The 25,223-nt window shown below is 64.1% G+C and carries 23 protein-coding genes; 6 read left to right on the top strand and 17 right to left on the bottom strand.

Annotated elements, in window-relative coordinates:
* Nucleotide 1: 1 nt before the first annotated feature.
* The 5 genes from KJP30_RS00315 to KJP30_RS00335 all read right to left on the bottom strand — a co-directional run bounded on the left by KJP30_RS00315 (nucleotide 2) and on the right by KJP30_RS00335 (nucleotide 5,462).
* Nucleotides 2-799: an IclR family transcriptional regulator gene (locus KJP30_RS00315; protein ID WP_218446970.1), complete on the bottom strand. Its 798-nt coding sequence runs from the start codon at nucleotides 797-799 to the stop codon at nucleotides 2-4.
* A gap of 139 nt (nucleotides 800-938) precedes the next feature.
* Nucleotides 939-2,246 (bottom strand): TRAP transporter large permease, encoded by a 1,308-nt coding sequence (locus tag KJP30_RS00320; protein ID WP_218446971.1) that lies wholly within the window; start codon nucleotides 2,244-2,246, stop codon nucleotides 939-941.
* Entirely contained in the window at nucleotides 2,233-2,748 is a 516-nt protein-coding gene (locus KJP30_RS00325; RefSeq protein WP_218446972.1) for a TRAP transporter small permease, read from the bottom strand. The genes KJP30_RS00320 and KJP30_RS00325 overlap by 14 nt, the downstream gene beginning before the upstream one ends.
* Nucleotides 2,749-2,808: 60 nt before the next feature.
* Nucleotides 2,809-3,903 carry a type 2 periplasmic-binding domain-containing protein gene (locus KJP30_RS00330; protein WP_218446973.1) on the bottom strand — a complete coding sequence of 365 codons (1,095 nt, stop codon included), beginning with the start codon at nucleotides 3,901-3,903 and terminating at the stop codon, nucleotides 2,809-2,811.
* A gap of 59 nt (nucleotides 3,904-3,962) precedes the next feature.
* Nucleotides 3,963-5,462, bottom strand: coding sequence for an aldehyde dehydrogenase family protein (locus KJP30_RS00335; RefSeq protein WP_218446974.1), 1,500 nt, complete (start codon nucleotides 5,460-5,462; stop codon nucleotides 3,963-3,965).
* Between the two features lie 104 nt (nucleotides 5,463-5,566).
* On the opposite strand from KJP30_RS00335, the gene KJP30_RS00340 reads away from it, so the two are divergent.
* Nucleotides 5,567-7,177 (top strand): GMC family oxidoreductase, encoded by a 1,611-nt coding sequence (locus KJP30_RS00340; protein WP_218446975.1) that lies wholly within the window; start codon nucleotides 5,567-5,569, stop codon nucleotides 7,175-7,177.
* A 4-nt stretch (nucleotides 7,178-7,181) separates the two neighbouring features.
* Here KJP30_RS00340 and KJP30_RS00345 read toward each other — a convergent pair whose 3' ends face one another.
* The 9 genes from KJP30_RS00345 to KJP30_RS00385 all read right to left on the bottom strand — a co-directional run bounded on the left by KJP30_RS00345 (nucleotide 7,182) and on the right by KJP30_RS00385 (nucleotide 16,970).
* Nucleotides 7,182-8,765 (bottom strand): MFS transporter, encoded by a 1,584-nt coding sequence (locus KJP30_RS00345; protein ID WP_218446976.1) that lies wholly within the window; start codon nucleotides 8,763-8,765, stop codon nucleotides 7,182-7,184.
* Nucleotides 8,758-9,753 (bottom strand): aldo/keto reductase, encoded by a 996-nt coding sequence (locus tag KJP30_RS00350; RefSeq protein ID WP_343222724.1) that lies wholly within the window; start codon nucleotides 9,751-9,753, stop codon nucleotides 8,758-8,760. The genes KJP30_RS00345 and KJP30_RS00350 overlap by 8 nt, the downstream gene beginning before the upstream one ends.
* 12 nt (nucleotides 9,754-9,765) lie before the next feature.
* Nucleotides 9,766-11,064 carry a TRAP transporter large permease gene (locus KJP30_RS00355; protein WP_218446977.1) on the bottom strand — a complete coding sequence of 433 codons (1,299 nt, stop codon included), beginning with the start codon at nucleotides 11,062-11,064 and terminating at the stop codon, nucleotides 9,766-9,768.
* Nucleotides 11,061-11,528: a TRAP transporter small permease gene (locus KJP30_RS00360; protein ID WP_218446978.1), complete on the bottom strand. Its 468-nt coding sequence runs from the start codon at nucleotides 11,526-11,528 to the stop codon at nucleotides 11,061-11,063. The genes KJP30_RS00355 and KJP30_RS00360 overlap by 4 nt, the downstream gene beginning before the upstream one ends.
* Nucleotides 11,529-11,591: 63 nt before the next feature.
* Nucleotides 11,592-12,605 (bottom strand): TRAP transporter substrate-binding protein, encoded by a 1,014-nt coding sequence (locus tag KJP30_RS00365; RefSeq protein ID WP_218446979.1) that lies wholly within the window; start codon nucleotides 12,603-12,605, stop codon nucleotides 11,592-11,594.
* 56 nt (nucleotides 12,606-12,661) lie between these two features.
* Nucleotides 12,662-13,219: a carboxymuconolactone decarboxylase family protein gene (locus KJP30_RS00370; protein WP_218446980.1), complete on the bottom strand. Its 558-nt coding sequence runs from the start codon at nucleotides 13,217-13,219 to the stop codon at nucleotides 12,662-12,664.
* 5 nt (nucleotides 13,220-13,224) lie between these two features.
* Nucleotides 13,225-14,472, bottom strand: a complete 1,248-nt coding sequence (locus KJP30_RS00375) for a thiolase family protein (RefSeq protein ID WP_218446981.1) — start codon at nucleotides 14,470-14,472, stop codon at nucleotides 13,225-13,227.
* The gene (locus KJP30_RS00380) at nucleotides 14,469-15,980 is read right to left on the bottom strand and encodes a class I adenylate-forming enzyme family protein (RefSeq protein ID WP_218446982.1); all 1,512 of its coding nucleotides are present in this window, start codon (nucleotides 15,978-15,980) and stop codon (nucleotides 14,469-14,471) included. Before KJP30_RS00380 ends, KJP30_RS00375 begins: the two co-directional genes overlap by 4 nt.
* A gap of 3 nt (nucleotides 15,981-15,983) precedes the next feature.
* A complete protein-coding gene (locus KJP30_RS00385) occupies nucleotides 15,984-16,970 on the bottom strand; it encodes a zinc-binding dehydrogenase (RefSeq protein WP_218446983.1) in 987 nt (328 codons plus the stop codon).
* Nucleotides 16,971-17,096: 126 nt separating this feature from the next.
* Here KJP30_RS00385 and ribB point away from each other — a divergent pair, with 126 nt between their 5' ends.
* The 5 genes from ribB (at nucleotide 17,097) to KJP30_RS00410 (ending at nucleotide 22,401) form a co-directional block, all read left to right on the top strand.
* Complete coding sequence (ribB, locus tag KJP30_RS00390; protein WP_218446984.1) at nucleotides 17,097-17,744, top strand: 3,4-dihydroxy-2-butanone-4-phosphate synthase; 648 nt, start codon at nucleotides 17,097-17,099, stop codon at nucleotides 17,742-17,744.
* Nucleotides 17,734-18,627, top strand: a complete 894-nt coding sequence (locus KJP30_RS00395; RefSeq protein ID WP_218446985.1) for an alpha/beta hydrolase — start codon at nucleotides 17,734-17,736, stop codon at nucleotides 18,625-18,627. The genes ribB and KJP30_RS00395 overlap by 11 nt, the downstream gene beginning before the upstream one ends.
* Nucleotides 18,628-18,645: 18 nt before the next feature.
* The gene (locus tag KJP30_RS00400) at nucleotides 18,646-19,875 is read left to right on the top strand and encodes an acyl-CoA dehydrogenase (RefSeq protein WP_218446986.1); all 1,230 of its coding nucleotides are present in this window, start codon (nucleotides 18,646-18,648) and stop codon (nucleotides 19,873-19,875) included.
* Nucleotides 19,876-19,976: 101 nt separating this feature from the next.
* A complete protein-coding gene (locus KJP30_RS00405; RefSeq protein ID WP_218446987.1) occupies nucleotides 19,977-21,155 on the top strand; it encodes an acetyl-CoA C-acyltransferase family protein in 1,179 nt (392 codons plus the stop codon).
* A gap of 43 nt (nucleotides 21,156-21,198) precedes the next feature.
* Nucleotides 21,199-22,401, top strand: a complete 1,203-nt coding sequence (locus tag KJP30_RS00410; RefSeq protein ID WP_218446988.1) for an acyl-CoA dehydrogenase family protein — start codon at nucleotides 21,199-21,201, stop codon at nucleotides 22,399-22,401.
* Nucleotides 22,402-22,534: 133 nt separating this feature from the next.
* Here KJP30_RS00410 and KJP30_RS00415 read toward each other — a convergent pair whose 3' ends face one another.
* The 3 genes from KJP30_RS00415 to KJP30_RS00425 form a co-directional block, all read right to left on the bottom strand.
* On the bottom strand, nucleotides 22,535-24,034 hold the full coding sequence (locus tag KJP30_RS00415; RefSeq protein ID WP_218446989.1) for an aldehyde dehydrogenase family protein: 1,500 nt from the start codon (nucleotides 24,032-24,034) through the stop codon (nucleotides 22,535-22,537).
* Between the two features lie 104 nt (nucleotides 24,035-24,138).
* Nucleotides 24,139-24,678 carry a riboflavin kinase gene (locus KJP30_RS00420; RefSeq protein ID WP_218446990.1) on the bottom strand — a complete coding sequence of 180 codons (540 nt, stop codon included), beginning with the start codon at nucleotides 24,676-24,678 and terminating at the stop codon, nucleotides 24,139-24,141.
* A 3-nt stretch (nucleotides 24,679-24,681) separates the two neighbouring features.
* The gene (locus tag KJP30_RS00425; RefSeq protein WP_218446991.1) at nucleotides 24,682-25,131 is read right to left on the bottom strand and encodes a MaoC/PaaZ C-terminal domain-containing protein; all 450 of its coding nucleotides are present in this window, start codon (nucleotides 25,129-25,131) and stop codon (nucleotides 24,682-24,684) included.
* Nucleotides 25,132-25,223 lie beyond the last annotated feature (92 nt).

The raw sequence follows: 25,223 nt of genomic DNA on the forward strand, positions 1-25,223 counted from the left end.
GTCAGAGTGCCTCGTAAAGGGCGGCAATGGTGCGCAGGCGGTCGACGATGTCCCGCATCCCGGGCAGCAGACTGTCTTCCCAGTCGCGGGGCAGCCGTTCGACGGGCCCGCCAACCACAACCGCGCCGTGCGGCTTGCCATAGACGTCGGGCAGGGCGAAACCGATCGCGGCGGTGCTTTGGTTGAAGTCACCGAAAGAGATCGCATGCCCAACCTCGCGCACCTGTGCCACTTCCTTGCGGATGGCGGCGGGGCGGGTCAGCGTCTTGTCGGTATAGGCGCGCAAAGGCGCATTGCGCGACAGGTAGTCCTCGACATCTTCGTCGCTCATGGCGGCCAGAATGGCGCGCGAGGCGACCGAGACATGCAGAGGTAGCGCGCGACCCAGCTTGACCCGCAGGGCGACAGAACCGTCGCCTTCGATCCCGTCCAGCACCACCTGCACGTCGCCGGACCGAATGGACAGGATGACCGTTTCGCCGGTCAGTTCCTTCAGTTCTTCAAGGAAGGGGCGGGCAATGGTGCGGAAATCCGGCGCGGGCACTTCGGTGTTCTGAAGGCGGGCCAGATTGTAGCTGAGGTGATAGCGGCCGGTGTCGCCGTGCTTGTGCAGCAACCCTTCCTCGGCCAGCGTGACCAGCGCGCGGTGCACCATGTTCCGGCTCATGTCCAGACGGCGGCTGAGTTCCGAAGCGCCCAGTGGTTCGGTCTGGCCGACGAAGCTTTCCAGCACCATCAGAACGCGCTGTGTTGCCTTGTTGATGCCTTTGCTTTCAAGCTCTTGCCGTGGTGCGACCATACCTTGCCCGTTGTGTCGAATTCCCTGTGCCCACGTTACCTGTCTGTCCGGGCAAGTACACCGTATTTCGGGTTTGGTTTCTTGATTTAAACGGCGTGTCGCAGGCAAACCCCGCGCGGATCACCGCGCGGGGGGCAATTCAGTTCAGCAGCGAGGGCAGGAACAGCGACAGTCGCGGAAAGCCGATCAGGATCGCCATGATCAGCACCTCGGCCGCAAGGAACCATGTGAGACCGCGAAAGATCTGGCCTAGCGTGACCTCGTCGCCAACCACGCCTTTGACCACAAAGGCATTCATGCCGACCGGTGGTGTCAGCAGGCCGATCTCGACGAATTTCACCACGATCACGCCGAACCAGATCAGGTCGTAACCGACGCTTTCCGCGATTGGCAGCAGGATCGGCAGCGAGACCAGCATCACGCCCAGACCTTCGAGGAACATGCCAAGCACAAGGAACAGCGCGCAGATCATCAGCATGACGATGAAAGGGTCGACCGCGTTGTCCTGAATGGCACGCGCGATAAAGCGCGGCACACCCGAAAGGGTCAGGAAATGGGTGAACAGCACCGTGCCGATGATGACGAAGAACAACAGCGCCGTGGTGCGTGCGGCGTCCGACAGGCTGCCGATGAAACGGCTCCAGTTCATCTCGCCGTTGGCAATGGCCACAATCAAGGTCAGGAACGCGGCGGCGGCGCCGGCCTCGGTCGGGGTGGTGGTGCCGGTGTAGATGCCAAGGACAACGCCGAACACGATGACGGGCAAAGGCCAGACCGCGCGGATCGCCTGCCATTTTTCGTCCCAGCCGGGGCGGGTTTCGGGCATGGGCGCCAAGGCGGGCGTGCGTTTGACCCGCAGGTAGATCATCAGGCAGTAGACAAGCGCCGTCAGGACGCCCGGCACGATGCCCGCCAACAGCAGCTTGCTGATGGATTGCGAGGAATACCAACCATAGATCACGAAGGCGACCGAGGGCGGGATCAGCGCGCCCAGCGTGCCTGCGGCGGCCACGACGCTGGTGGCCAGTGCCTTGTCATAGTTGTGTTTGAGCATCTCCGGCACCGCCAGCCGCGACATGGCGGCCGTGGTAGCCAGGGTCGAGCCGGACACGGCGGCAAAGCCCGCGGCGGCGAAATTGGTCGAAATCGCCAGCCCACCGGGAAGGTGCCCGATCAGAACGCGGGCGGCGGTGAACAGCCGTGCCGCCATGCCGGACCGCTGTGCGAAAGTGCCCATCAGCAGGAACATGGGAACGGCGGACAGCGCCCAGGTGGCTGCAAAATCGTAGGGGGCGTCGCCCAAGGTGCCTAGCGCTGCGCGTTCCCCCCGGATCAGGTACAGCCCGCCCAGCGAAACCGTGCCCAAAGACACGGCAATCGGCACCCGGATCGCCAGCAGCACCATCATCAGGCCGATGCCATAGAAACCGATTTCAAGATTGCTCATCGGAGGCTCCGAACAGGATGGTGGGGATGTCTTGGATCAGTTGCAGCAGGCACCACAGGCAGGTCGCCCCGTAGCCAAGCACCGGCAGCCAACGGCCCGGCCAGACCTGCACCTGGAACTCGATATTCGTGGAAAGCTCGCGCACCAGTGTCTTTTCCAGCGCGGTCCCGAAACCTTTCCAGGTGAGCAGCGCGCAAAAGATCAGCGTCAACAGCAAGGCAAAGGCATCCAGCGCGGCCTTGCCCCGCGCAGGCAGGTTCTGGGTGAAGAGTTCGATAAAGACCTGTTGCCGGTCACGCTGCACAACGGCCAAGGGCAGAAAGACCAGCGTGACCATGTAGAACAGGCTGACCGTTTCCAGCGTTCCGATGATCGGCTGGAGGAGGAACAGCTTGGAGGCCACATCGGCGGTGACATGCAGCATCATCAGGCCTGCGGCCAGGGCCGCGATGCCCAAAAGCAGGCGGCTGATACCGGTGAGAAGGTTCGATAGGTGTGACATGGGAAATCCGGCATTGGGGACGCCGACCGCGGGAGGATGACGGTCGGCGTCCTCTGGGCCTCAGCGGCCCGCGTACACCGTTTCGGCAAGCTCGGCGCGGACGGCATCGGCGTCCCCGTTCAGCTCGCCTACTCGGGCATTCCAATGCGCGACCTTGGCGACAAATCCGTCGAGGATCGTCGCGGCATTTGTGACGCCGTGGTCCTCGCCCCATTTCTGCACCGAGGCGCGTTCCGAGGCGAACCATTCGGCCATTGTGGCGCGCATCTCGTCGGTGGGTTCGCCCCACACGACCCCGCGCTCGATGGATTCCGCGCGGATCGCGTCGGCCGCGACGATGCCATTGGCGGCGGCCTGCGTGACCAGCGTTGGCAGGTTGCCGAGGATCGCGGCGCGCGCGTCGTCGTCGAGGTCGTCGTTCCAGATCTCTTCATTCACGCCAAAGACCAGTCCGTTGTTGTACTGGCCCATCGGCAGATCCAGCACATAGCCGACGGAATCCCAAAGGCTGTACGCCTGCAACCAGAAGATCGAGCCGACGGCGCATTCCACCTGACCGCGCTGGATGGCTTCCATGACCTCGGTGGTGGGCGTGTTCACGGGCGTCGCGCCGATGAAGTTGACGAACCGCAGGTTGGCCGAGGCCGCCCGGATCGACTCGCCCTTGAGGTCGTCGAAGCTGGCGATCGGGTCCTTGCACATCAGGTAGAAATGCGGGGTTCCCGCGTAGGCAAGCGGCAGGACACCGTGGCCTTGCGCCTCGGCCCGGCAGTCATCGCAGTCGTTCAGGATGAAATCCGTCACCGCCGCCGAGATTGACAACGGGTTTGCCTCGACCACGGAAAACTGTGTCAGCATCGAGTCGATGGGCATCTCCGCCTGGTAGATCGCTCCGGCGACATAGCCAACATCGACCAGACCGTCCTCGATCCCGCCAAGGACCGTGCGCATCCCCACGACCGAACCATCGTAGAAAGTGTCGAAACGGACCGCAGCGGTGTCCGCAACCGCCTCTGAGAAGGTGTCGAACGCCTTCGAGGCCGGATCGCTGGAGGGGGCCCATGACCCGTAGGCCAACGTGGTTTCCGCAAGCGTGGCCGTTGCGGCCGTGACGCCGAGGGCGGTGGCTGTTGCTGCGATGATGGGGTGTTTCATGGGTCTCCTCCCTAAGAAAACAGGTCCTGCGTGGGGCGGGGGATGACTCCCCCGCGGGGTCAGCCGTCCATGTTCAGGATCAGCGTCTTGAGTTCGGTAAAGGCTTCGATCGTCGCCTTGCCGCCTTCGCGTCCGATGCCCGAACGCTTGATCCCCCCGGCGGGCGAGTTGGGCATGACCGAATAGCCATTGATGCCGACGGTGCCGGTGCGCATGGCACGGCCAACGCGGAAGGCCCGTGTCAGATCCGAGGTCCAGACCCCGCCTGACAGGCCATAGTCGCTGCTGTTGGCGATGCGGACGGCCTCTTCTTCGGTCTCGAAGGGAATGACCGACAGCACCGGGCCAAAGATCTCTTCCTGCGCGATGCGCATGTCGTTGGCGACATTGGTGAACAGCGTCGGGTTGATCCAGTTGCCATTGGCAAGATCCCCGCCCGGGCGATCGCCGCCAAAGACCAGTTCGGCCCCCTGTTCCCGGCCGATGTCGACATAGGTCATGATCTTGTCGACCTGCCGTTTCGAGATGATCGGCGCAGAGGTTGTCGTCAGATCGAAAGGATCGCCGAATTTGACCGTGGCGACCTGTGCCCGTGCGTGTTCCAGAAACTCGTCGAGGATGGCACGGTGCACCACCGCCCGCGTCGGCGTGGAACAGACCTGACCGGACAGAAAGGTCGAGGACAGCGCCATGGTTGTCTTGGCGGCTACCTCGACGCCACGCGCATCGGGAAAGATCAGCGCGGCGGATTTCCCGCCCAGTTCCAGCGTCACGCGCTTCATGTTGCGCCCGGCGGTCGACAGGATCTTTTCCCCGACAACCGGGCTGCCGGTAAAGGTCACCTTGTCCACGCCCGGATGATCGGACAGGGCGGCGCCGGTCTCGGCGCCGCCGGTCACAAGGTTGAAGACGCCCTGCGGCAGGTCGCTTTCGGCGATGATCTCGGCCAGTTTCAGCGCCGCGAGGTTTGCCAGCTCCGAGGGTTTCAGCACGATGGTGCAACCGGTGGCCAGCGCCGGCGCAACCTTGAGTGCGAACATCATGATCGGCGCGTTCCATGGGATGATCGCGCCCACCACGCCCACCGGTTCACGGTAGGTCATGAAATGCAGGTTCTGGCTGTCCGTGTACTGGGGAAAGGTCTCGCCCGTGATCTTGTCGATCCAGCCGGCGTAGTGGTCGAAAATATCCGAGGCCGTGACCGCCGAAACCCGCGTATTCAGGCTGAAGTTGATCGGGATGCCGTTGTCCAGCGTTTGAAGGTGTCCCAATTCCTCGGATGCATCAAGGATGCGGTCCACCAGCCTTTGCAGGATACGTTTGCGTTCGCGCGCACCCATCTGCGGCCATGGGCCGTCATCAAAGGCGCGGCGTGCGGCGGCCACGGCCTTGTCGACGCCGCGCTGACCGGCCTCGGGCATCGCGGCCACGATTTCATTCGTCGAAGGATGCACCTGATCGAACGTCGGGCCTTCGCCCGACTGCCATGATCCGTCGATGAACAGACGCCCGTCGCCCACGTTCCATCTTGCTTTTTGCTGTAGCACGCTGCTGGTCATGCGATGCCTCCGTTTGTTCTGATTTATGGGAGTAATCCCAAATATTGCAAAAATCAAGCCGGATGTTAAGACTGCTTTCCAGAGAGTGAGAACAGGGATGAAAAATGACGGACTACGTGATCGTGGGCGCGGGCTCGGCTGGCTGCGTGCTGGCCAACCGACTGTCGGAAAACCCGAAAAACACCGTGACGCTGCTTGAGGCGGGTGATGCGGACCGGTCCATGATGATCCATGTTCCAATTGCCAGCGGCGATCTGATTCGCCGCGGAGCCTTTGGCTGGAACTTTCATACCGAGCCGGAACCGGCGCTGGGCGACCGACGCATTTTCTGGCCGCGTGGCAAGGTGTTGGGGGGGTGTTCTTCGATCAACGGGCAGGTCTATATTCGCGGCCACCGGTCGGATTTCGACCACTGGGCGCAGCTGGGCAATAGTGGCTGGTCACATGACGAGCTGCTGCCCTACTTTCGCCGCTCCGAAGGACATGCAGACCGCAACGATCCCGCGCATGGGCGGGATGGAGAGTTGCGCATCACCCGCGCTGCGATGGAGAACCCGCTGTTTGATGCCTTCGTGCAGGCCGGAGGGCAGGCAGGGTATCCGGCGACCGATGATTTTAACGGCGCGCAACAAGAGGGCTTTGGGCGTTTCGATTTCACCACCTGGAACGGGCGGCGGCAAAGCAGCGCGGTGGCCTTTCTGCGGCCTGCCAAAGGGCGGCCAAACCTGCGGGTGGTCAAACATGCCCATGTGACCCGGGTTGTGATCCACGACGGGCGTGCCGTGGCCGTCGAGGCGCGGGTGCGTGGCAGACCGACGCGTTTCGCCGCCGCGCGCGAGGTGATCCTTTCGGCGGGGGTTGTCGGGTCTCCGCATGTGCTGATGCTGTCTGGTATCGGTGGGGGTGCCGCCCTGTCGGCGCAGGGGATATCGGTGCAGACGGATCTGCCGGGCGTGGGTGGCAATTTGCAGGACCACGTGCAATCGCCGCTGATGTTTGCCTGCAACGCACCGCTGACCATGCATCAGTTGATACGCATGGATCGGGCCGCGTTGCGCTTTGCCCAGGCGTTGTTTCTGCGCAGCGGTCCCTTTGCGCATTTCCCGGTGCAGGGCGGGGCCTTTACCCGGTCGCGTCCCGGACTGGAGGTGCCGGACACGCAATGGCATTTTGGCATCGCGCTGGGGATGCGCCGCGCCCGTTGGCCCAGCTGGAAAGCCTCTGGCGATCCTTTCGACCGCGATGGCTTCACACTTGCTCCCTGCCTGTTGCGACCGCAAAGCAGGGGGCGGATTTCGCTGGCTTCCTCGGACCCCGATGCCGCGCCGCGGATCGAAGCGCGCTATCTTTCGGCCGAGGCGGACAGGCTGTTCTTCCGCGATGTCCTGCGCGATGGCCGCCGGATCGCGGGGCAGCCCGCGCTGTCGCGCTATGTCGCCGCCGAACTGAGGCCCGGCGATGCGGTGCAAAGCGACGACGAAATCGACGCCTATGTGCGTGAGACACTGGCCACCTGTCACCATCAGGTCGGCACCTGCAAGATGGGCGTCGACCCTCAGGCCGTGGTGGATCCGCAATTGCGGGTGCGCGGGGTTGCGGGGCTGCGCGTGGCCGATGCCTCGATCATGCCGACGCTGGTGGGCGGCAATACCAACGCGGCGGCGATCATGATCGGTGAAAAAGCTTCGGACCTCGTGCTGGGCAAGGCGGCCTGAGAGGTTACAGCCGCACGGCCACCCAATGCGCCACGCGCGGCGGGTGGCCTTCGACCAGCAGTTCCATCTTTCGTTCGCGCAGCAGTGCATCGGCTTCGGTCGTGCGCAGGGCCTGCCGCTGTCGGTCGCCCCAGCTTTCATAGATGACCTGTTCGGTGAACCGGTGACTGTCTTCGAGGTCGCGGAACAAGGACCACGACAACGCGCCGGTCCGTAGGCGCAGGCGGCGGCTTTGGCGCAGTATGTTCAGGAACGCGGCTTCGGCCCCGTCGCGGATCGTGTATTCGATCAGCAGCACGGCAGGGCCGCTGTCATGGGTGACGGGGATCGCCAGAGCAGGTTCGCTCCAATAACGGTTCGGGGTGATCTCGGGCTGCGCGGGGGCCAGCAGGGTCAGCCATGGGCGCACCGACGCCATTGCCAAGCCGCCAAGCGCCGCCAGCCAGAGCGTCGGCGTCAGCCCGATCAAGCTTGCGATCTGCCCCCAGACGGCGGCACCGATGGCCACACCGCTGATCAGGGCCGCATGGGCCAGCGCCATGCCACGCGCGCGAATCCATTCCGGCAGCGATTGCTGGGCGAGGCTGGTAAAGGTCGCCAGACCCGCCAGCCAGCCCATCCCGTGCAGGATGGCCCCTCCAAGGGCCAATGGAATCGACGGCGCAAGGCTGACACAAAGCGCCCCGGTCGCCATGAACAGCGCCGCAAGCCGCGCCACCTGCGTCCGGCGCAGACGACTGCGCAGACGGGGCAGGGACGCCCCGGCGAGAATTGCGCCAACGCCCGCCGCGCCGATCATCGCCATAAAGCTGTTGGCCCCGCCACCCAAAGAACGCGTCGCCGCCAAAGGGGCCAAGGCCTGCGCCGCCGCGCCGAAGAAAAAGAAAAAACCGCCCCGGATCAGCACCCGGCGCAGCTCGGGGCTTTGGGTGGCAAACTGGACAGAGACGCGGATCGCACCCAGCATCCGCTCGGCGGGCAGGACGGTGTCCGGACGGCCTTGCGGCAGGTCGCGCAGCAGGATCAGCGCCCCAAGGCTGAACAGGGCTGTCAAAAGGTAGGGGCCGGGTGTCCCCAACGCCCAGATCGCCACGGTTGCCAGAGCGGGCCCCAGAAAGCGGCTGACCGAAGTGGCGATGCCCAGCAAGGTCATTCCGTCGGGCAGATGCGCGGGGTCCAGCGTTTCGGGAACCAGCGAGGTCAGCGCCGGCAGCCGCATCGCCACCGACAGTCCCCCCAGCGCCACCGCGCCCAGCAGCCAGACCGGTGTCGTGGCCCCCAGCCAGACCATGACTACAACCGCACAGGCGACCAGAACGCTCAGCATCTGCGCCACGCGCAACTGGCCAAGGCGTCCGCCGGTATCGGCCAGCGCGCCAAAGGGCAGGATCATCAGGACCACGGGCAGGGTCGCGGCGGTGGAGGTCAGCGCCACCAGCGCTTCGGGCGCGCCATTTGCGGCCAGAGTCCATGCGGCGCTGGCCTCGAAAATGGCCGAGCCCAGAAAGCACAGGACATAAACGATATAGAGCCGCGCAAAGCCCGCGCCGCGCAGCGGATGCCAGACAGCGCCCGGCGTGTCAGGCATCGACCCGCGCGCCGACGCTGCCCTCGGGCCAGCTTTGCCCGCCAAAGGCCTCGGCGGGGGCGGCGCGTTCGATGGCGGCAAGGTCCTGCGCCGTCAGGTGAAGGTCCAGCACGGCGGCATTTTCTTCGAGTTGTGCAATGGTGGTGGCCCCGTTCAGCGGTGTGACGGATGCGGGGGCGGCGCGGCACCATGCCAGCGCCAGCTGCGCCAAGGTGCATCCCTTGGCCTGCGCCACCTTTTGCACCGCGTCCACGATGGCAAGGTTGCGGGCAAAATTCTCGCCTTGGAAACGTGGGGAATGCCGTCGCCAGTCATCTTCGGCAAGATCGTCGATGGATCGGATCTGCCCCGACAGGAAACCACGCCCCAGCGGGCTGTAGTTGACGAAGGAAACGCCCAGTTCGTTCAGCGCCTCGAAATGCATTTCCGGATCGCGGTGCCAGAGCGAATATTCCGATTGCAGGGCCGAGACCGGGTGCACCGCGTGGGCGCGGCGCAGGGTGGCGGCGCTGATCTCGCAAAAGCCGATGTGGCGGACCTTGCCTTCTTGCACCAGTTCGGCCAGCGCGCCGGTGGTTTCCTCGATCGGTGTGGTCGGGTCCAGCCGGTGCATGAAGTAGAGATCGATCACATCCGTCTGCAACCGTTTCAACGAGGCCTCGCAAGCGCGCTTGACGAACTCGGGCCGGCCGTTCAATCCGCCCGTCAGACCAGCTGCATTGCCTGCTTCGCGGTCGACGCCGAACTTGGTGGCAAGAATGGCCTTGTCACGCTTGCCTTTCAACGCCCGGCCCACAGCCTCCTCGTTGCGGAACGGGCCATAGGCATCGGCGGTATCAATCAGCGTGATACCCAGATCCAGCGCGCGGCCGATCACCGCGTCCGGGTCGGCATGGGCGCTGTCCTTGCCATAAAATTCCGTCAGGGCCATGCAGCCAAGGCCAAGACCGGGCAGGGTGAGGCGCGGGGAAGGGGAAGTGTCGGTCACGGGCGGGCTCCGTTACATCGAATTGGGAAGATACAGGACAATGATCGGGAACAGCACGATCAGGATGACGCGGATCATGTCGACCGCGATGAAGGGGGTCACGCCGGCATAGATCTCGCCCAGCCGCAGGTCGGGGGCGACGCTTTTCAGCACAAAGACGTTCATGCCGTAGGGCGGAGAGATCAGGCCGATCTCGACCACCATGACCAGCAGGATGCCGAACCAGATCGGGTCGTATCCCAGTTCACGGATCACCGGCAGCATGATCGGCACGGTCAGCAGGATGATGGCAAGGCTGTCGAGGAACATGCCAAGGACGACATAGCCGAGGATGATGATGAGCAGCACGGTGCCCGGACTCCACGGCAGGTCTCCGACATAGTTGGCAAAATTCTGCGGCGCGCGGGTCACGGTCAGGAAATAGCCGAAAATCACCGCGCCGATGGCAATGATAAAAATCGCGCCGGTCAGGCGGGTCGCTTCCTTCAGCGAGGCGAGCGTGCTGGAGAGCGTCAGCCGACCGCGCAGGATGCCGATGATCAGCGTGCCGCCCGCGCCCATGGCCGCGGCCTCGGTCGGGGTGAAGAACCCGACATAGATGCCGCCGATCACAAAGACGAACAGCAGAACCACCGCCCAGATCCCGGCCAGAGACCGGATCGCCTCACGCAGGTCGAACTGGCCAGAGGCCGGGGCTACTTCGGGTTTCAGTCGGGTCAGGACGGCGATCACCCCGGCATATAGCGCAATGGCCAGCAGGCCCGGCACCAGGCCGGCGATGAACAGCCGGGCAATGTCCTGTTCGGTCAGGATGCCATAGACCGCAAGCACGATGGACGGCGGGATCAGGATGCCCAGCGTCCCGCCCGAGGCGATCGTGCCCGAGGCGAAAGAAGGCCGATAGCCATAACGCAGCATCTCGGGCAGGGCGACCTTGCCCAGCGTTGCGGCAGAGGCCACCGAAGACCCGCAGATCGCCGCGAAACCGCCGGAGGCAAAGATCGTGGCAAGGGCCAGACCGCCGCGCCGATGCCCGACCCAGGCGTGCGAGGCCTTGTACAATTCCTGGCTGAGGCCGGAATTGGTGGCAAAGGTGCCCATCAGGATAAACAGGGGGATAACGCCAAACACCTCGTCCGTCGCGGTGCGGATCGGCGCTTGACCAAGGATGTTCAGCGCCGGGTCAAAGGCGATCATCGTGCCGAAGCCGCCAAAACCCACCATGATCATCGCGATGCCGATCGGCACCCGCAGGATCATCAGGCCAAAGAGCGCGCCAAAGGCCAGCAGGGCAATGAGTTCGCCGCTCATGCCTTGGGCTCCCCGACCAGCGCCAGCCATGTGTTGCGCAGGGCAAAGCCCGCCGCGACCAACAGCGCCAGCGCGCAGGCGGCGTAGAAATACCAAAGCGGGATGCCGGTGTCCTGCGTGCGGATGCCATTGCCCTGCGCGTCGATCACGGTCAGGACCATCCGCCAGCTTAGCAAGGCAAGGATCACCAGCGTGCAGGCCGATCCGGCAAGGTCCAGAATGCGGCGCCCGGTCTGGCCCAGCGCCTGATACAGGAAATCCGCCGTGATCAACGACCGCCACGCCACCGCGCCCGCAATGCCCCATGTGACCAGAACGCCAAGGAACATTCGCGACAGGTCGAAAGCGTCAGGAATGATAAAGCCGAAAACTTGCCGCGCGATGACGGAGCAGAAGATGACCGCCATCACGATGAACAGCGCGACGGCGCCAATGGTTTCCGAGATGTCCTGCAAGCGCTGCACGGGGGCCTCCTTTGTTGTTCGGCGGGCGGTCATGAAAGCCGCCCGCCGGTTTCCCTGTCTGGATCAGTAAGCCACACCGGCCTGTGCCAGCGCATCCAGCAACTGGTCCAGCGCGGCCTGCGGGTCGTCCAGATCATCGGCCACGTCGGCCATCCAAGCGTCGCGGATCGGCAGGCTGGCGGCGATCCATTCGGCCTGCGCCTCGGCGGGTATGTCGAAAAAGACGTGGCGGTCATCGCTCTCGGCGAGGATCTGGTTGGCCTCTGCCTCCCAGTCCGACCACATGCCGTTGATCCGCTCGGACCATTCCGGGGTGCAATGGGCATCAACGGCGGCGCGGCCCTGTTCGGACAGCCGGTCATAGCTGCGCTTGTTGAACACCACGGCGGCGGGCACCGCGTAAAAGATCATCTGCTGATGGTAAAAGACCGAGCGATCCATGCCAAAGGGGATCAGGGTACGGGTAGGAAAGGCGATACCGTCCAGCATACCCCGGTCAAAGGCCTGTTGCGCCTCCGGGGCCGGGATGGCCACGGGTACAGCACCAGCATCGGTGAAATACTTGGTGACCAGCGTGCCCGCCGGACGCATTCGCAAGCCGGCGATCTCGGCGTAGTGCACCACTTCGCGGTCTTTGAAAGACAGTTTGCCGTTCGGTGCCATTGTGACAAAGCAGAACTTGGTCTCTGACATCTCTTCGTCGGCATATTGCGCATACCATTCGTGGAATACGCCCGAAGCCTTGGCGGCATCGGTGGTCATGAAGGGCATTTCCATCGCCGCGAAGATCGGAAAACGACCGGGTTCGAAGGCGGGCACTGCCCATGTCAGGTCGGCGATGCCGTCGCGCGCCATGTTGTAATGGTCGCGCGGGTTGCCCAGCTGGCCCGAGGGATAGAGATCCACCTTGATTTCGCCGCCCGAGGCATCTTGTAGCGACTCCATCCAGGCCTTGAACCCCGGCGTGGGGTGGGTGGTTTCGGGCACCCATGTGCCAAAGCGCAGGGTGGTTTCTGCGGAGGCCGTGGATGTCATCATCAAGGCAAAGGCGCCCGCGGTGAGAAACTTGGTCAGCATGATCTCCTCCATCCTGCTGTTATGTGGGATGACTTCTATTATTTAGACGATTCGATTTATGTCAACGCGTTTCTGTCAAAGACCGTGCTTCCATCGGTCGTTTCATGTTCAACCGCGTTCAGAAGATGCGCGCCGATCTGGTAATAGCCGATCAGGGCGGTCAGCTCGACAAGGGCCTTTGCGCCAAATTCTGACATGAAGTCAGTGTATTGCGCGTCGCTTAGCCGGTTCTTGTCGAGCAGGCCGCGCACCGTGTCGTGCAGGATGGCCGCCGGGCCTTGCAGATCCTCGGGCGGTCGGCCTTGGCGCAGGGCGTCAATAATTTGCGGTGCCAACCCCTCGCGCGCGGCGATGGGGGCGTGAACGAACCATTCGAACTCGCAGCGATGATGGGCGGCGACCATCAGGATCACCATTTCGCTCAGGTGCTTTGGAAACACGTTGTTGAAGCGCAGATGCTCACCCAATGCCTGTGCGCGTTCGGCCAGATCGGGGCTGTTCAACCACAGCGCCAACGGTCCGGCCACGCGGCCGCGCGGGCCGCTGGCGATTGTGTCATGCAGCGCCTGCTGGCGCGCGTCCATATTCGGGGGAATACCCTTCAGTCGGTCCATCTGGCTTAACCCTTTTGCGGTGCTTCCAGCACCGTCACCACGCAGGCGGCATCCTCGACGCCCACGAAACCGCCACCGTTCTCGGCCACAGCAATCCGCGCACCGTCGATCTGTCGTGGCCCCGCCTCGCCACGCAACTGCGTCACCAGTTCGTGCAACTGGATGATGCCCGTCGCCGCAATCGGATGCCCTTTGGACACCAGCCCCCCCGAGGGGTTCACCGGCACCCGTCCGCCCAACGCCGTGTCCCCGGCCAGCGTTGCCGGGCCACCTTGGCCGCGCGGCACGATGCCAAGGTTCTCGATCTGCATGATCTCGCCAAAAGAGGTTGCGTCATGCAATTCGACCACGTTCACCTCACTGGCCGAGATCCCGGCGGCGTCATAGGCGTCCAGCGCGGTCAGGCGGCCGATGTGGCCGTCATAGTCTTCCACGTCGCGCGCCTGTCCCGAGCGCAAGGCAATGCCCCGCAGCCCAACGGCGCGGCCACGGCCATGGCGGCGCACCCAGTCGTCCGAGGCGACGACCAGCGCGGCGGCCCCGTCGCTGATCGGCGCGCACATGGCGCGGGTCAGCGGAAAGGTGATCGCCCGGTCGGCCAGCACCTCGTCCAGCGTCATCGCATGCTGATATTGCGCCAGCGGGTTCATCACGGAATGAGCGTGGTTCTTGGCCGCCGCCGCGCCGATCTGTTCCTGCGTCGTGCCGAATGTCCGCATGTGGTGTTTGGCCAGCGCGGCGTACATATCCATAAAGAAGGTATGCGTGCCGCCCTCGGCGGTTGCCCCGTCGCCCAGTTCGCCGGCCAACTGGCGGAAAAAGGCGCGGGCCTCGTCCATGCGGTGGATGTCGGTGCCGCCCATGAAGGTCTTGAACACCGTTTCCTTGTCCACGTCGGGATAGATCATCTTTTCCGATCCGACGACCAGCGCGACCTCGCAGGTGCCCGAGCGGATCGCGTTGACCGCGTTCCAAAGCCCGGTCGAAGACGAGGCGCAGGCGTTTTCGACATTGTTGATGCCGGCCCCGTGAAAGCCGAGATCGCGCAGCGCCGCCTGTCCACGGATCGAGTTTTGCCCTTCCATCAATGCCTGTCGCGTATTGGAGAACCAGATCGCCTGCACCTCGGGGGGCTCGATCCCGGCATCTTTCAGGGCGCCGCGAACGGCCTCTTCGGCCATGTCCTTGACGGACCGGTCCAGCAGCTTGCCGGTGCGCAGCATGTGGATCCCGATGATAGATGTACCGGTCATGCCAATTCTCCCAGCGCGATGGCCCAGGCCTTTGCGTCCTTGCGCAGCACCTTGCCGATGGGCGAGCGGGGCAGATCGTCCGAGATGTGCACACGCTTTGGGGCTTTGACCGATCCGATCCGCTCTTTGACGTAGGCGATCACGGCGTTTTCATCCGTGGTCATCCCCGGATGCAGTTCCACCGCCGCCTCGACCCGTTCGCCCCATTTTTCGTCGTCGATGCCAAAGACCACCGCCTCGCGGATTGCGGGATGCTGAAACAGCACGTCTTCGACCTCGATCGGGTAGACGTTAAAACCGCCGGTGATGATGACGTCGCGCAGGCGGTCCTTGATATAGAGAAACCCCTGATCGTCGAGGTAGCCCACGTCGCCCGTATGCAGCCAGCCATCGACCACCGTGCGGGCGGTTTCCTCGGGCATGCCGTAATACCCTTTCATCATCAGCGGGCCGCGCCCGACGATCTCGCCGGTTTCGCCGGGCGGCAGGATTCGGCCCTGTGGGTCCATGACCTCGACCTGAATGCCGGGGGTGATCCGGCCCGATGATGCCAACCGGCGATCATCGGCGAGGTCCCGCGCCGTCATGATCGACATGACCACTGGCATCTCGGTCTGGCCATAGACGACCTCCAGCTTGTCCCGGAAGAACGCGCGCGCCTCGCGGACCTTTTCCGGCGGCATTCCCGCCGCGCCGTAAATCAGGTGGCGCAGGTCGGCGAAGGCGGGGCGGCGGTCGCCCGCAGAATCCATGATGGCATAGACCAGCGTCGGCGGAATGAAGGTGGTGGTGCCTTCGCCGGTTTCCAGCAAGTCCAGCACGATCTCGGGGGCCGGGTTCGGCACCAGCCGGTTGACACCGCCGGTGGCGAGGATCGGTATCATGAAGGTGCCCGCGCCATGGCTGATCGGTGCCACGCAAAGATGCCGGTCCCCGGCGTCGAAGCCAAATTCCATCATCATCGTGGTGACAAGAGTGCTGACACAACGAAAGCTCTGTTCCACCGCCTTGGGCACACCCGAAGTGCCGCCGGTGAATTTCAGCCCGTTGGTGTCGTCCAGCGTCACATCGGGCCAGTGGGGTGTCTGCCCGGCAAAGCTCTGGCGCAGCTCCGAGGCATCATAATCTCCGACACCGGGCGCGCCGCCGATGACTGGCACATCGGCCCCGGCGAACAGGCCGGCGGTCTTGGGTTCGGTATAGATCATGTCCGGTTCCGCCCGCGCGATCTGGGCCTGCGCGTCGGATGCCGAATTGCGGGCATTGATCGGCACAAGGATGCCGCCTGCCGCGTGAACGGCCAGCACGGTTGCGAAATGGCCCAGCGTGTTGTTGCCGCAGACGGCGACCTTGGGGCGCTTGGTCCCGGCCAGTGTTTGCAGCGCGGCGGCCATGGCATCGACTTCGGCCAGCATCTGGCGGTAGGTCCACGTGGTCTGCCCGTCGCTGGCGGCGGGGGCGTCGGGCGTGTAGCGCGCGGTGCGGCGCACGAAATCTATGGGAAACATCGGTTACTCCTCGGAACCCGTGGTCAGGATGACCTTTCCGAAATGCTGGTTGGCACGCATGTAATCTTGCGCGGCGAGCGCTTTGTGCAGGGGAAAGGCGCGGTCGATGACCGGCGCGATGCGGCCCGAGCTGAGATGCGGCGACAGATCCCGCAGCATGGCGTCTCGCACCGCCCGTTTCTGGTCGCGTGTCCGGGTGCGAAAGGTGACCCCGATCAGCGAAAGACGGCGCAGCGCCAGCTTGTCGAAATCCACCGTGTCGTTGAACCCGCCCATGCGCCCGACAGAAACGATGCGCCCGCCAAGCGCCGCGGCATCCATCAGGGCCGGGACAAGGCCCGCGCCAACCATGTCGATTGTGACATCTGCGCCGTGGCCCTCGGTCTGCGCCATGACCTGATCGGCCAGAGTGCCCGGTTCGCCGGACAGCACCGCATCAAATCCCGCATCGGCCAGCCTGGGATCTTCGCTGCGCACCGTTCCGATGACCCGACCCGCGCCAAGCGCCTTGGCGCATTGGGCGGTGGCAAGGCCGACGCCTGATTTGGCGGCGGTGATCAGCACGGTGTCGCCCGGTGTGAAACCTCCGGCACTGACCAGCGCGTCATGCGCGGTCTGATACCAGACCGCCAAAGCCGCCGCAGCGTCGAAAGAGACGCCTTGCGGCACCTTCAGCGTCGCGGCTTCGTCGGCAATGGCGAAATCCGCGTATCCCCCCGGCGCCATGGCAGCCACCCGTTCGCCAATGGCATAGCCGGTGACGCCGGGACCCAGTGCCGCGACGCGGCCCGACACCTCCAGCCCGGCGATCACCGGGCCATCGACCGCGAAATGCGCCTGTGTGCGGCGCAGGTCGGCACGGTTAAGCCCGGCTGCGACCACCTGGATCAGGATCTGGCCCTCTCCCGGTTCGGGGCGCGGGGCCGAGATCACTTCCAGTGTCGGTCCGTCCTGTCCTTCGATGATTGATACAGCGCGCATCGTCGCCATGGCGTCTTGCCTCCCGGATCATGTGGCAGCGATCCCCGGATCGCGGCTTGTTGACAAGCTAATACATGTCTGCAATGTTAAACAAGTCCTGTTTTTTAGAACAGTTGTGAATTGGAGGAGAAAGAGATGTCCCAGCCGGGTCTGTCACCGATCGAAGAGGCGCTGGACGAGATCCGCGCAGGGCGTCCGGTCATCGTGGTCGATGATGCGGATCGCGAAAACGAAGGCGATTTCATCATGGCGGCGGAACATGCCGGTGCAGACTGGCTGGGGTTCGTCATTCGTTATTCCAGCGGCATCGTCTGCGCAGCGATGGGCGCGGACCGGGCTGACGCTCTAGAACTGCCGCCCATGGTCGATACCAACACCGATCCGCGTCAGACGGCCTATACGGTGACGGTGGATGCGGCGCATGGGGTGACGACGGGGGTTTCGGGCGCTGACCGGGCGCACACCATCCGGCTTTTGGCCGATCCGGCAACCCAACCCGACGCGCTCAGCCGTCCGGGGCACATCCTGCCTCTGCGAGCCCGCGAAGGCGGCGTGCTGACCCGCACCGGCCACACCGAGGCGACCGTCGATCTCTGCCGTCTGGCCGGGTGTCAGCCCGTTGGCCTGCTGTCCGAGGTCATGCGCGACGATGGCGAGATGATGCGCCTGCCGGAACTGGTGTTCTTTGCGCGGCGGCACGGGTTGGTCGTCATCTCGATTGCCGATCTGGTGGCCTGGCGGCTGCGCAATGACGTGCCCGAAGGGGTCGAACGTGTCTGCTGACCAGTCCCTCAGCGCCAGCGACATGGGCCGCCTGTCGCCCAGCCTGCGCGCACAGGCTGAAACCTACGCCAAGGCGCGAGCGGCGCGGGGTGTGGATGACGACAGTTTTGACGTTGACGGCGCGCGGGCCGCGCTGGCCAAAAGCTCGGAAGGGCGGGCCACGGCGGAGGCTTTCATGCGGCGCAGGCTGGGTGAGGCCGCCGTCTGCGAACGTCCGGGGCAGGGGCCGGTGCTGCTTTACCTGCACGGCGGCGGGTTTGTCGGCGGATCGGTGGACAGCCACGGACATATCGCCCTGCAACTGGCCGCGCCGCTTGGCCTGCCGGTGTGTTTCGTCGATTACCGGCTTGCGCCGGAACATCCGTTTCCAGCCGCATTTGACGATGTGGACGCCGCTTTGTCCGCCACGCGGGGGCCGGTGCTTTTGGCTGGCGACTCGGTTGGGGGGGCGCTGGCGCTGTTTCTGGCGCTGCATCATCGGGACCGCGCCCGCATCCGCGCGCTGGCGCTGCTGGCCCCGATGCTGGCATTTGATACCGGCACCTCGGAATACATGCGCACGCACGGGCGCGCCCGCGCCATGATCGCAAACGCGATCCGCGAAGGGGACCGGACCGATCCCCGCCTTTGTCCGCTGGCGCAAGACCTGTCGCACCTGCCACCTACCTTGGTGCAAAGCGGCGGCGCCGATTACGTCAAGGCGGACGGCATCGCCTTTGCCAGCCGGGCCATGCAGGCCGGCGCACCGGTTGTTGCCGAACACTGGCCGCACATGCCGCATGTCTGGCAGCGCTACGCCCCCGACGCGCCCGAGGCGGCGCGGGCGCTGGCACGGGCCTCGGCCTTTTTGTCGGCCCATGCCGGCACCTTTCCCTCAACCTGACCCGCTGGAGACATTCCGATGGACGGACAATCCGTGACGCGCGATCTCGCGCCCAAATCCCGCCCCGAGCTTGGCCATTTCGACTGGCAGGACCCGCTGCTGCTGGAGGCGGACCTGACCGACGAAGAGCGCATGGTGCGTGACACCGCGCGCGCCTATGCGCAGGACAAGCTGCTGCCGCGCGTCATGAGCGCCTATGCCGAGGAACGCACCGACCGGGAAATCTTTTCCGAGATGGGCGAACTGGGCCTTCTGGGCTGCACCACACCCGAAGCCTATGGCGGGGTAGAGGCCTCTTACGTCGCCTATGGCCTTGTCGCCCGCGAGGTCGAGCGGGTCGACAGCGGGTATCGTTCCATGATGTCGGTGCAAAGCTCGCTGGTGATGTACCCGATCTATGCCTACGGTTCCGAGGAGCAGCGGCAGAAATACCTGCCGAAACTGGCCAGCGGCGAATATGTCGGCTGTTTCGGACTGACCGAACCCGATGCCGGCTCTGATCCGGGCGGTATGAAAACCCGGGCCGAACCGGTCGATGGCGGCTATGAGCTGACCGGATCCAAGATGTGGATTTCGAACTCGCCCTTCGCGGATGTTTTTGTGGTCTGGGCCAGATCGCGGGCGCATGACAACCGCATCCGGGGTTTTATCCTCGACAAGGGGATGGCGGGCCTCAGCGCGCCCAAGATCGGCGGCAAGCAAAGCCTGCGCGCCTCTGTCACCGGCGAAATCGTCATGGACAAGGTCTTTGTCCCCGAAGAAAACCTGATGCCGCATGTCGAAGGTCTGAAAGGTCCGTTCGGCTGTCTGAACCGCGCGCGCTATGGCATCTCATGGGGGGCGATGGGCGCGGCAGAGGATTGTATGCACCGCGCCCGGCAGTATGGGCTGGACCGCAAGCAATTCGGCAAGCCTCTTGCCCAGATGCAGTTGTTCCAGAAAAAACTGGCGGATATGGAAACCGAGATTGCGCTTGGCCTGAACGCCTCGCTGCGGGCCGGGCGGTTGCTGGAAGAAGGGCGGCTTGGCCCCGAGGCCATCAGCCTGATCAAGCGCAACAATTGCGGCAAGGCGCTGGAGATCGCGCGCATGGCCCGCGACATGCATGGCGGCAATGGCATCTCCGAGGAATTCCACGTGATCCGCCATGCCGCGAACCTTGAAACGGTGAACACCTACGAGGGAACGCATGACGTGCATGCGCTGATCCTTGGCCGTGCAATCACCGGTCTTCAGGCCTTTGCCTGAGATCTGACCCGACGTCCCTTTTCGCTAAAACGCCCCGGCCGGACCGAGCGGCCGGGCTGTGCCTTGTCGCGCCTGCGACCCATGACGGAGACCTTATAACCATGACTGACGTGGTGATCCTGTCCGGTGCCCGGACCCCGATCGGAACCTTTGGCGGCGCGCTCGCCAGTGAAACGCCAACACGGCTGGGGGCGCATGTCGTGCGCGCGGCCTTGGCGCGTGCGGGGCTGGACCCGGCGCAGGTGGGCCATGTTGTCATGGGCCATGTGATCAATACCGAACCGAAAGACATGTATCTGGCCCGAGTTGCCGTCGTCGAGGCGGGCCTGCCGGACAGCGTGCCCGCGCTGACGGTCAACCGGCTTTGCGGGTCCGGTGCGCAGGCCATCGTTTCAGCGGCGCAGCATCTGATGCTGGGCGATGCAGATTTCGCCGTGGCCGGTGGCGCCGAGGTCATGTCGCGCGGACCGCACGCGCTGCAATCTGCGCGTTGGGGCCAGAAGATGGGTGATACGCAGGCTGTCGACATGATGGTGGGCGCATTGACCGATCCCTTTGGCACCGGTCACATGGGCGTCACGGCTGAAAACGTGGCCGCCGAGAATGGCATCACCCGCGAGGAACAGGATTCCTTTGCCTTGGAAAGCCAGCGCCGCGCCGCGGCAGCCGTGGCCGCCGGGCATTTCGACGAACAGATTGCGACGCTGACGCTGAAGACCCGCAAGGGCGAGGTCGAGGTTTCGCGCGATGAACACATCAAGGCCGATGCGACCGCCGAAGGGCTGGCCAAGCTGCGACCGGTCTTTCGCAAGGACGGGACGGTGACGGCGGGAAACGCCAGCGGCATCAACGATGGCGCGGCGGCGCTGGTTCTGGCGCGGGCCGAGGCGGCGCAGGCGGCGGGATTGACGCCGCGCGCACGGATCGTCGGCTATGCCCACGCGGGCGTGCGCCCCGAAGTCATGGGCATCGGCCCGATCCCGGCCGTTCAGACCTTGATGCAAAAGACCGGCCTGACGGTCGCGGATTTCGACGTGGTGGAATCGAACGAGGCCTTTGCCGCGCAGGCCTGTGCGGTCTCAAGGGCGTTGGGATTTGATCCGGCGCGGGTGAATCCCAATGGCGGCGCAATTGCCCTTGGTCATCCGATTGGCGCGACGGGGGCGATCATCACCCTGAAATGCCTTGCCGAACTGGAACGCACCGGGGGCCGCCATGGCCTGATTACCATGTGCATCGGCGGCGGGCAGGGTATCGCGCTCGCCATTGAGCGGCTGTGAGGGCAGGGCGATGAAAGACATGACACAGAGCCCCGTTCCCCGCATGGCGGACACGATGTATCACGACATGCTTTCGCCGCCCGAAGTGGTGGCCATCCGTGCCGAGGTTCGCGATTTCGCCGAGCGCGTGCTGCGCCCGCGCGCCCGCGCCATCGGTGAGACCGACGAGTCGGTCGAGAGTTTTCCCCGCGATGTCTTTGACGCGATGGGAGAGGCCGGGCTGTTCCGGATCCCCTTTTCGGCACAGAATGGTGGCCGCGGCCTGTCCCATCCTGTGGCCGCCACGGCGACGGCAATTGAAGAACTGGCATATGTCTCCAACTCTGTTGCCGCAGTCTATGACGTGCATTGCATCCTCGCCGGGCGCACGATGGAACGCGCCTCGCCCGAATTGCGCGAGGAATTTCTGCTGCCGGTGACCCAAGGCACCAAGATCGGCGCTTTTGCCACCACAGAACCCGAGGCGAGTACCGATCTCTCGCGGCGCGCGATGCAAACCACCGCAATGCGCAAGGGTGCAGGTTATGTCGTCACCGGGCACAAGCGCTGGATCACCAATGCGCCGGTGGCGGATTTCGTCACCATGCTGTGCAACAGTGACGAGGGCATGGTCGAGCTGTTGATCGACCTGAAATCGCCGGGCGTCCGGGTCGGGGCGCCGGATCGAAAACTGGGCAATCGCGGCCAGTTGACCGGCGACATCTACCTGGACAAAGTAGAGGTGCCGGAAGCCCGCCGCATCGGGGAGCCGGGCGAGGGGCTGCGCATCGCGCTGCAAACCTTGACCTATGGCCGGATTGGCATTGCCGCGACCGGCGCGGGCATGGCGCAGGCCTGTTTCGACGAGGCGATGCAGCATCTCAAGACCCGGCAGGCCTTTGGCAAGCCGGTGGGGGCCAACCAGCATTGGCAGTTCAAGATGGCCGAGCGCGCCACCGCGCTGGAAAACGCGCGCAGCCTGTACCTCAAGGCGGCGCTGCGCATGGATCAGGGCACCGAGTTCCCGGAACCCGAAGCCGCCATGGCGAAATACTATGCCACCGAACTGGCGGTCGACATGGCGCGCGATGCCATTCAGGCGATGGGTGGCTATGGTTTCATGCGCAGCCTGTCGCATGACGATCATCACAATCTGGTCGAGACCATGTACCGCGATGCCAAGATTGCCGAGATCTACGAGGGCACGAACGAGATCCAGCGCCTTGTGATCGCCCGCGCCTTGTTCGGCAAAGAGTTGACGGGCTGAGATACAGCGCCCCGAGATCCAAGCGAAAGCCGCCGGGTACATCCGCCCGGCGGCTTTTTCGTGCCCGGTTGAAGGGAACGGCAAAAGAAACGGGCGCCGAAGCGCCCGCATGCTTTTCCGCCGTGCGTGGATCTTAGACGTTGAGGTTGAAGATCATGGTCTTCAGCTCGGTAAAGGCCTCGATCGAGGTAAAGCCGCCTTCGCGCCCCAGACCCGAGGCCTTGAACCCGCCGAACGGCGAATTGGGCTGGAAGGAGTAGCCGTTCACCCCCACGGTCCCTGTGCGCAGACCCTGTCCCACGCGCCATGCCCGGCCATTGCTGCCGGTGTAGATGCCCGCGGACAGGCCGTATTGCGAGTCATTGGCGATGCGGATCGCTTCTTCTTCGGTCTCGAATGGGATCACGGTCAGCACTGGGCCAAAGATTTCTTCCTGCGCGATGGTGGCGTTCGATCCGACATCGGCAAAAAGCGTCGGGTTGTACCAGTTGCCCTGTTCCAGATCTCCGCCGGGACGGGTGCCGCCAAAAACCATGCGGCCCTCGGTCTTGCCCTGATCGACGAACCCCTGAATCTTGTCCAGCTGGCGCGGGTTGATGATCGGGGCCGAGGTGGTCGTGTCCGCGAAAGGATCGCCAAAGCGCACTGTTTGCACCTGCTCTTGCGCGTGGGAAATGAACTCCTCGTAGATGTCGCGATGCACGATGGCGCGGCTGGTGGTGGAACAAACCTGCCCGGACAGGAACATGCTCATCATGCCCATGACACCATGCGCCGCGGCCTTCAGATCCGGCACGTCAGGAAAGACCAGCGCCGGGCTTTTGCCGCCCAGTTCCAGCGTTACCCGTTTGATGCCCTGTGCCGCGACGGACTGGATGTGTTCGCCCACCGCGCGCGAGCCGGTAAAGCTGATCTTGTCCACGCCCGGATGCCGCACCAAGGCGTCGCCCGTCACGCCGTCGCCGGTCAGGTACTGGAAAACGCCCGGCGGCAGGTCGGCCTCTTGCACCAGTTCGGCCATTCGGGTCGAAGCGTGGGGCGCGAATTCCGACGACTTGATGAGGATCGTGCAGCCCGCCGCCAGCGCCGGGGCGACCTTTTCGGGGAATTGTAGCAAGGGCGCGTTCCATGGCGTGATGCCCACCGTCACCCCGACAGGTTCGCGGACCGAAACCATTCGCATCGGAACGTTATCGGTAAATTGCGGATAGCTGTGGCCGGTGATCTTGTCGATCCAGCCCGCGTGGTGGCGGAAGATATGCCCGCCCAGTTCGCCGGTAAATCCGACCCGGTTGCTGACCGCGTAGGGGATCGCGTTGTCCAGGGTTTGCAGCCGGGTCAGTTCATCGGCGTGTTTGTCGAACAGGTCGGCGATCCGCAACAGCACCTTTGTCCGCTCGGCGGCCTTCATCTTGGGCCATGGGCCTTCGTCAAAGGCGCGGCGTGCGGATTTTATGGCCCGGTCGACTTCGTCTGGCTCGGCAAAGGGGATCTCGGCGATCACCTCGTTGGTGGCCGGGTTGCGGTGCTGGTGGCTGCGCGTGCCACCGGCATCGACCCATTGCCCGTCGATCAGGAACTTGTTGGACGTAACGCCGAGCGTGTCTCGGACGGTCAGCACGGAAAGGGGCATCTTGATCTCCATCTTGGGTCTTTCGGGGCGGCGGATCTGACGGATGCGTCCAAGCCCGGGATGCTCCGGTAAATTCGGACGATGATCTGCGGCCATGCAAGTTTCTAAAGGGGGTGCGGGCCGCCTGTCGGTGCAGGTTTCCCGGTTCCGGGGGGCGGTGTCGTTGGATGGGGGCGGGTCGCGTCAGTTATGTTTGCGGATATGCGCCGCAGGACGCGTCGGGCGTTTAGTACATCCGCATCGATCTGTCGGATCAGGGCGTCGATGCTCTGGAATTTGACCTCTGTGCGCAGGAATTTCACGAGGTCGACCGCGAGCCGGCGACCGTAGAGATCGCCTGTGAAGTCCAGAAGATGAACCTCGAAATTCGCGGCAAAACTCCCGATGGTCGGGCGTGTGCCAATCGAAGCGCAGCCGTCATAAAGACCCATGTCCGGCCCTTCCAGAACGGCGACCCGGGCAACGTAGATGCCATGCGCCAGACCCGCCTCCGAGGGGAGCACGAGGTTCGCGGTTGGAAAGCCGAACTTGCGCCCGTTTTTCAGCCCGTGCACCACGGTGCCGGTGATCCGTTGCAGCGGTTTGGCCTTTTCTATTCGGGTAGGGGCGTGACGCATGTCGTCAACCGGGGGCGCGGCATTCATGGATCAACTCCTTTGGACAAGAAACAGCGCCTCGGCCACGGCGACTGTTGTTCCGTCTTCGGCAAGGCAGATCGTGCTTCGCGTCCTGAGCAGCAGGCCGGTGGATTTTGCGTCGATGTCCAAGACCTCGATGTCAAAGCTCAGTTCCGCGCCCGAGGGCACGGGCGCGAGAAAGCGCACCTTGTCCAACCCGTAGTTCAGGACCTGCGCGGCCTCTTGCGGGAAAATTCCCGCAGCTTGGTGCGCGGCGACAAGGAAGGACAGCGTGAGATAGCCGTGGGCAATCGTGCCGCGCGTTGGGCTTTCATTTCGGGCGCGCGACGGGTCGACGTGAATCCATTGATGGTCTTCGGTGCAGTCCGCAAATTGGTCGATGCGGGCCTGCGATACCGGAAAACGCCGGGCCGGTCCAAGACGGACGCCGGGCCGGATCGTTGGCAGTAGGTCTAGCATCCGTGGGTCTCCGGCTTGATTTTAGTCTGTATAATGGTATTAATCCAAAAATACAGATCAATTCGCGAGTGTCAACCTCGCCTTGCGATCAC

It is taken from the genome of Antarctobacter sediminis, assembly GCF_019218285.1.
In the GTDB taxonomy this organism is placed as follows: domain Bacteria; phylum Pseudomonadota; class Alphaproteobacteria; order Rhodobacterales; family Rhodobacteraceae; genus Antarctobacter; species Antarctobacter sediminis.